Source organism: Leclercia sp. LTM14, from assembly GCF_023736175.1.
In the GTDB taxonomy this organism is placed as follows: Bacteria; Pseudomonadota; Gammaproteobacteria; order Enterobacterales; family Enterobacteriaceae; genus Enterobacter; species Enterobacter barmai.
On sequence record NZ_JAIKTT010000009.1, the window covers coordinates 233144 to 240522 of the forward strand.

Genomic DNA, 7379 nt, shown 5'->3' on the forward strand with positions numbered 1-7379 from the left:
ACGCAGTGATTCAGGAGCTCAATGTATGACCGTTAAAGTTATCGTCACCGATATGGACGGAACTTTTCTTGATGACGCCAAGCAGTACGATCGTGACCGCTTTCAGGCGCAGTTCCAGCAACTTCAGGCCCGTAATATTGAGTTCGTTGTCGCCAGCGGCAACCAGTATTACCAGCTCATCTCCTTCTTCCCGGAACTGAAATCGCAGATCTCATTCGTGGCGGAAAACGGCGCGCTGGTGTTCGATCACGGCGAGCAGATTTTCCACGGTGAACTGACGAAGCACGAGTCGCAGATTGTCATCGGCGAGCTGCTGAAGGATACCTCCCTGAACTTCGTTGCCTGCGGGCTGGAAAGTGCTTACGTCAGCGATAAGGCACCAGAGGACTTCGTCGCGCTGATGTCAAAACACTATCACCGCCTGCAGCGCATCAGCGACTATCGCGACATCGACGACGTGCTGTTCAAGTTCTCCCTGAACCTGCCGGACAGCGATATTCCAAACCTGATCGACGCCCTGCACGTCTCCCTCGACGGCATTATGAAGCCTGTGACCAGCGGCTTTGGCTTTGTCGATCTGATTATCCCCGGCCTGCATAAAGCCAGCGGCCTGAGCCGCCTGCTGAAGCGCTGGCACATCTCCCCGCAGGAGTGCGTGGCGATTGGCGACAGCGGTAACGACGCCGAAATGCTGAAGTTTGTGAACTACTCCTTCGCCATGGGTAACGCGGGCGAAAGCATCAAAGCCATCACCCGCTATCAGGCCGATGACAACAACCATCAGGGCGCGCTGAACGTGATTCAGGCCGTCCTCGACAATACCCCGCCCTTCAGCAACTGATTTCCCCGCCGGAGTCATCTCCGGCGCTCTCCCCCTCTTTCTCTCCGTGTTGTGCACTTCATCAAGTTATTTAACTTGCTTTAACTTATTTTTAACCTAAAGTATCACTTGTAATCACTTTTACTTTCGAATGAAAGATGGCGAGGCTGTTATGACCTTAACTTTTACCAGTGAAACCTTGCCTTCCGACCACAAAGCGGCCATCCGCCAGATGAAACGTGAACTGCGGGCGCAGATTGGCGACGTGCAGGGCGTGTTCAATCGCCTGAGCGCCAGGATCGCCAGCCGCGTGGCGGAAATTAACACCCTGAAGCGCAATGGCGATCCTGTCTGGCCGGTGATCCCCTTTGCGGACGTGCAGAGCGGTAACATCAGCCCGGAACAGCGCGAGGCGGTCAAACGCCGGGGCTGTGCGGTGATCAAAGGTCATTTCCCGCGCGAGAAGGCGCTGGCGTGGGATAACGCGATGCTCGACTATCTGGATCTCAACCGTTTTGACGACGTCTATAAAGGGCCGGGGGATAACTTCTTTGGCTCCCTCACCGCCTCCCGCCCGGAGATCTACCCGATCTACTGGTCACACGCCCAGATGGAAGCCCGTCAGAGCGAAGAGATGGCCCAGGTGCAGTCGTTCCTGAACCGTTTATGGACTTTCGAGAGCAACGGCAAGCAGTGGTTCAACCCGGACGTCAGCGTGATCTACCCGGACCGCATTCGCCGCCGTCCGCCGGGAACTACCTCTAAAGGCCTCGGGGCGCACACCGACTCCGGCGCGCTGGAGCGCTGGCTGCTCCCGGCCTATCAGCAGGTCTTCGCCCGCGTCTTCGACGGCAATATCGACAGGTACGATCCCTGGGATGCTGCCCATCGCACCGAAGTGGAAGAGTACACCCTGGACAACACCACCAAATGCTCGGTGTTCCGCACCTTCCAGGGCTGGACGGCGCTCTCCGACATGATCCCGGATCAGGGCCTGCTGCACGTGGTGCCGATCCCGGAAGCGATGGCTTACATTCTGCTGCGTCCGCTGCTGGACGATGTGCCGGAAGATGAACTCTGCGGCGTGGCCCCGGGGCGCGTGCTGCCGATTTCCGAGAAGTGGCATCCGCTGTTAATTGAAGCCCTGACCAGCATTCCGGCGCTGGAAGCGGGTGATTCCGTGTGGTGGCACTGCGATGTGATCCACTCGGTGGCCCCGGTTGAAGACCAGCAGGGCTGGGGCAACGTGATGTACATTCCGGCGGCGCCGATGTGCGAGAAAAACCTCGCCTACGCGAAGAAGGTGAAAGCGGCGCTGGAAACCGGCGCCTCGCCGGGCGATTTCCCGCGCGAGGATTATGAGTCTGACTGGCAGTCGCGCTTCACCGTTGATGACCTGAACATTCACGGCAAGCGCGCGCTGGGTATGGCTTAACTGTCGTATAACCCTTCCCGTTCGACGGCGGTGCGTCGTTTCCCCTGACGTATCCGCCGTACCGACTCCCGCACGGTCAGCGTGCCGTTCAGCAGCAGCGTCCCCACCGGCGCGTCCGGGCGCATCAGCCGTTGCTGGAGCATATGCACCGCTTCGGTTCCCAGTTCATCGCGGGGAACATGCACCGCCGTTAACGGCACATCCTGAATCGCCGCCAGATTAAAGCCGTCAATGCTCATCACCGACACATCCTGAGGGACGCGCAATCCCTGCTTTTGTAAGGCGTTGATGGTCCCCGCCGCCATAAAATCCCCGCCGACTAAAAATGCCGTGGGCAGGTCTTTTCCCTGGCGTTCACTGAGCCAGTGGCTGACCAGCTGTTCGGTTTCGCGGGCGCTGAAGCTCGGGGCCACCAGCAGATCGCGCTTGTCGTTAAACTTCAGGTTGTGCGACTGCCAGGCGTCACGGATCCCCGCCAGACGTAGCTCCATGGTATAGCGGCGCAGGCACAGCACGTTCATCACCTCGCGGTGCCCCATCTCAAACAGATATTCCGCCGCGCGCTCGCCGATGGCGCGGTGATCGGGCGTGACCGCAGGGAGGCGCATATGCCGGTCGCGGCAGTTAATCAGCATGCAGGGTTTACCCAGATCGATGGCCAGATCGTGGATATGCGGATCGTCGATACCCAGCAGGATAGCGGCCTGGGTGTCCGGCTCGTTCATGCGCGCGAGAAACAGCTGCGCGTCGCTGTCATTTTCTTCCAGGGCGCAGTAGCGAAGACGCACGTCATGCGAGGCAAGGCCCTTACTCACGCTCTGGATCACCCGGTAATAAAAGATGTCGGACCGCTCGTCAAAAGCGCGCTGGGGGGCAAAGACCACAAGGCTGTTAAGCAGCAGACGTCCTGCCGCCATCCCGTCCAGCACGCCCAGCTCCCGCGCGGCGTCGAGCACCCGGGTACGCGCCTTTTCACTGGTGTTCGCCTTCCCCGCCAGCACCCGGGAAACGGTGCTGACAGAGAGTTCGGTCCGGCGGGCAATTTCAGCGATTCTTAGCCTTTTATCCATTTTGTGATCTGGCTCCATTTGCGAAATGAAAAAATTTTCATGGCGTAGTTAACAGACGGTTACTGGGGTTAGAGCCAGAATGCCAAATAATTAAAGACGATTATGAGAAAAGTTGCACAAAATGCGCTTTTGCCCGCCTGATTTCTCTCTTAAGGTGAACCTGTCACACAACTTCCATACTAGTTATATACCAAACTAAGCATTAAAACGGATAACAATCAAAGAGATAAAAAATCTGTGTGACACCTGAACCTCCGTCCCCCTACCGTCCGTCTTGTGGAGAGTAAAATGAGTCAGGGCATCAATAACACCGTTGCGACCAGCAAAACCCGTCGCGTCATTAAAAACCTGCGCTGGTACGTGCTGGTGCTGTTCTTAATGGGCGTGACCGTTAACTACATCACCCGAAATTCGTTGGGTATTCTCGCGCCTGAACTCAAAGAGAGTCTCGGGATCACCACCGAGCAATACTCCTGGATCGTCGGCGCGTTCCAGATTGCCTACACCATTTTCCAGCCTCTGTGCGGCTGGCTGATTGACGTCATCGGCCTGAAGATTGGCTTTATGGTCTGCGCCGGGATCTGGGCGCTGATGTGTATCTTCCATGCGGGCGCCGGAAGCTGGCTGCATCTGGCGATCCTGCGCTTCTTTATGGGTGCCTCTGAAGCGGCTGCCACCCCGGCAAACGCCAAAACCATCGGCGAGTGGTTCCCGAAATCGGAACGTCCCGTGGCCGCCGGTTGGGCGGGCGTGGGCTTCTCCATCGGCGCGATGCTGGCCCCGCCTATCATCTACTTTGCCCACGCCTCCTTTGGCTGGCAGGGCGCGTTTATGTTTACCGGCGTGCTGGCGCTGCTGTGGGTGATCCTCTGGTGGGCGTTCTACCACAACCCGGAACAGCATCCGAACCTGAGCAAGGATGAGCTGGCCTTTATCAAGCAGGATAACGAACCGCCTGCGGTCAAACTGCCCTTCCTCACCGCGCTGAAAACCGTGTCGAAAAACAAGCGCTTTTACGGTATCGCCATTCCGGCCTTTATGGCGGAACCGGCCTGGGCGGTGCTGAGCTTCTGGGTGCCGCTGTATCTCGCCAAAGAGCACGGCATGGATCTGAAGCAGATCGCGATGTTTGCCTGGCTGCCGTTCCTGGCCGCCGATCTCGGCAGCGTAGCGAGCGGCTACCTGACCCGTCTCTATACCCGCCTGTTCGGCTGCTCCCGCGTTAACTCGGTGGTGGCAAGCTCGGTGACCGGCGCGTTTCTGATGATCTCCTTAGGCATCGTGGCTATTACCCGCGACCCCTATATCACCATCGTGCTGATCTCCATCGGCGGTTTCGGGCATCAGATCATCTCCTGCATGCTGAGCGCCCTGGTGGTGGAGTCGTTCGATAAGGGCCAGATGGCAACCGTCAACGGCATGCGCGGCTCGGCGGCGTGGATCGCCAGCTTCCTCTTCTCCCTTTTGATTGGTGTTACCGCCGACAAAATCGGCTTCAACCCGCTCTTTATTGCCATGGGGTTCTTCGACCTGATTGGCGCTCTCTTCCTGGTGGCATTTATTGCTGAACGTCGCGCCAAGCGCGCCTGATAGTGGATGTATTGCATATGAAAACCCTGAAAAACTGGACCGTCGAGAAACAGTCTGCGAACCATCTGGAACTGCTGGTCGATGAGCAGCACCGCCTGTGCCTGTATGTGCTGGAACAGAACCTGTTCCGGGTACTGATTAAACGCAAAGGCGAACTGGCGCTGGACCGCACCTGGAGCATCGCTCCGGAGCAGGACGTGCCCTGGGAAGGCCGCCGCCGCGACGATCTGAGCGGGTTCACCTGCCCTGCCTGGACGCTGACGCAGCAGGACAATGTGCTGACCGTTGCCACCGAACAGCTGCGCGTCACCGTCCACCAGCCGCTGTGGCTGGAGTGGCACTATCGCAACGAGGCCGGGGAGTGGCAGCCGCTGGTAAATGACCGTCCGACCAGCGCCTATCTGCTGAACGCCCACGGCGACGGCGCGGCGCACTACCTGAGCCGCCGCAAGGATGAACGTTTTTACGGCCTGGGTGAAAAAGCGGGCGATCTGCAGCGCAACGGCAAGCGCTATGAGATGCGTAACCTGGACGCGATGGGCTATAACGCGGTCAGCACCGACCCGCTGTATAAGCACATCCCGTTCACCATCACCCGCCGGGACGACGTGAGCTATGGCCTGTTCTACGACAACCTGAGCAGCTGCTGGCTGGATCTGGGCAACGAGATCGACAACTACCACACCGCCTATCGCCGCTGGCAGGCGGAAGCGGGCGATATCGATTACTACATCTTTACCGGCAAACGGGTGCTGGACGTCACCAAAGCCTTCGTGCGCCTCACCGGGAAAACGCTGTTCGGACCGAAATGGAGCCTCGGCTACAGCGGGTCAACCATGCACTACACCGACGCCCCGGACGCGCAAAACCAGCTGATGAACTTTATCCGCCTGTGCGAAGAGCACGCCATTCCCTGCGACTCGTTCCAGCTCTCTTCCGGCTATACCTCCATCAACGGCAAGCGCTACGTCTTCAACTGGAACTACGACAAGGTGCCGCAGCCGAAGATGATGAGCCAGGCGTTCCACGATGCCGGGCTGAAGCTTGCAGCGAACATCAAGCCGTGCCTGCTGCAGGACCATCCGCGCTATAACGAAGTGGCGGAAAGGGGTCTGTTCATCCGCGATTCAGAAACCGATGCGCCAGAACGTTCAAGCTTCTGGGATGACGAAGGGTCGCACCTCGACTTTACCAACCCGCAGACCGTGCAGTGGTGGCAGCAAGGGGTGACCACCCAGCTGCTGGAGATGGGCATCGACTCCACCTGGAACGACAACAACGAGTTCGAGGTGTGGGACGGGGAAGCGCGCTGCTTTGGCTTCGGCAAGGAGATCGCCATCAAGCATATTCGCCCGGTGATGCCGCTGCTGATGATGCGCGCCTCGATGGAGGCCCAGCAGCGCTTCGCGCCGGAAAAACGCCCGTACCTGATCTCCCGCTCCGGCTGCGCCGGGATGCAGCGTTACGTCCAGACCTGGAGCGGCGATAACCGCACCAACTGGGACACCCTGCGCTACAACACCCGCATGGGTGTGGGGATGAGCTTATCGGGGCTGTTTAACGTCGGTCATGACGTGGGCGGGTTCTCCGGCGATAAGCCGGACGCGGAGCTGTTTGTCCGCTGGGTGCAAAACGGCGTGATGCATCCGCGCTTTACCATTCACTCGTGGAATGATGATGCCACCGTGAACGAGCCGTGGATGTATCCGGGCGTCACGCCGGCCATTCGCGGTGCCATTGAGCTGCGCTATCGCCTGCTGCCCTATCTTTACACCCTGCTGTGGCAGGCGCATGCCGATGACGAGCCGATGCTGCGCCCGACCTTCCTCGATCACGAGCACGATGCGCAGACCTTTGAGGAGTGCGACGATTTCCTGCTGGGCCGCGACCTGCTGGTGGCAAGCGTCGTCGAAGCCGGGCAGCGCGAGCGCCGGGTCTGGCTGCCGGATAACGAAACCGGCTGGTACGATTTTTACACCCAGGAGTGGTTCTCCGGCGGGCAGTGGATCGTCCGCGACGCGCCGCTGGAAAAACTGCCGCTGCTGGTTCGCGCCGGTGCCGGTCTGCCGCTCAGCGAGCGCATTACCCATGTGAGCGCTGAGAAAGACGATACCCGCGAACTGAAACTGTTCCCGCTGAAAGGCGTGGGCACGACATCCGGCCTGCTGTTTGAAGACGACGGCGAAAGCTGGGGCTACCAGAGCGGCAACGCGCTGTGGGTGGAGTGGGAGATGGTCTGCGACGGGGCAACCATAAATTTGAACGTCGGTGCGCGCGGAGACTATCGTCCGGCGTGGAAAGCGCTGAAGGTGTCGTTACCGAAAGGGGAAAACCGTAAGCTGCTGGTGAATGGGGTTGAAGGGGGTGAGTGGGTGGTTTAACAGCCCCTCACCCCGGCCCTCTCCCCATAGGGGAGAGGTGGATAACCGCACCGAACAGTCCCCTCTCCCCACAGGGGAGAGGG

The 7379-nt window shown here is 59.2% G+C and carries 5 protein-coding genes; 4 read left to right on the forward strand and 1 reads right to left on the reverse strand.

Annotated elements, in window-relative coordinates; genetic code table 11:
- Positions 1–25: 25 nt before the first annotated feature.
- Together K5I40_RS18050 and K5I40_RS18055 are read left to right on the forward strand one after the other, a co-directional pair.
- Complete coding sequence (locus K5I40_RS18050) at positions 26–841, forward strand: Cof-type HAD-IIB family hydrolase (protein ID WP_223075011.1); 816 nt, start codon at positions 26–28, stop codon at positions 839–841.
- Between the two features lie 151 nt (positions 842–992).
- Complete coding sequence (locus K5I40_RS18055) at positions 993–2255, forward strand: DUF1479 domain-containing protein (protein ID WP_223075010.1); 1263 nt, start codon at positions 993–995, stop codon at positions 2253–2255.
- On the opposite strand, the gene K5I40_RS18060 is transcribed toward K5I40_RS18055, so the two are convergent.
- Positions 2252–3325: a LacI family DNA-binding transcriptional regulator gene (locus tag K5I40_RS18060; RefSeq protein WP_139564606.1), complete on the reverse strand. Its 1074-nt coding sequence runs from the start codon at positions 3323–3325 to the stop codon at positions 2252–2254. The genes K5I40_RS18055 and K5I40_RS18060 overlap by 4 nt on opposite strands.
- A gap of 288 nt (positions 3326–3613) precedes the next feature.
- On the opposite strand from K5I40_RS18060, the gene K5I40_RS18065 reads away from it, so the two are divergent.
- A complete protein-coding gene (locus K5I40_RS18065; RefSeq protein WP_138369526.1) occupies positions 3614–4915 on the forward strand; it encodes an MFS transporter in 1302 nt (433 codons plus the stop codon).
- Between the two features lie 17 nt (positions 4916–4932).
- Positions 4933–7296 (forward strand): TIM-barrel domain-containing protein, encoded by a 2364-nt coding sequence (locus K5I40_RS18070; protein WP_223075009.1) that lies wholly within the window; start codon positions 4933–4935, stop codon positions 7294–7296.
- The last annotated feature ends 83 nt before the right edge of the window (positions 7297–7379 follow it).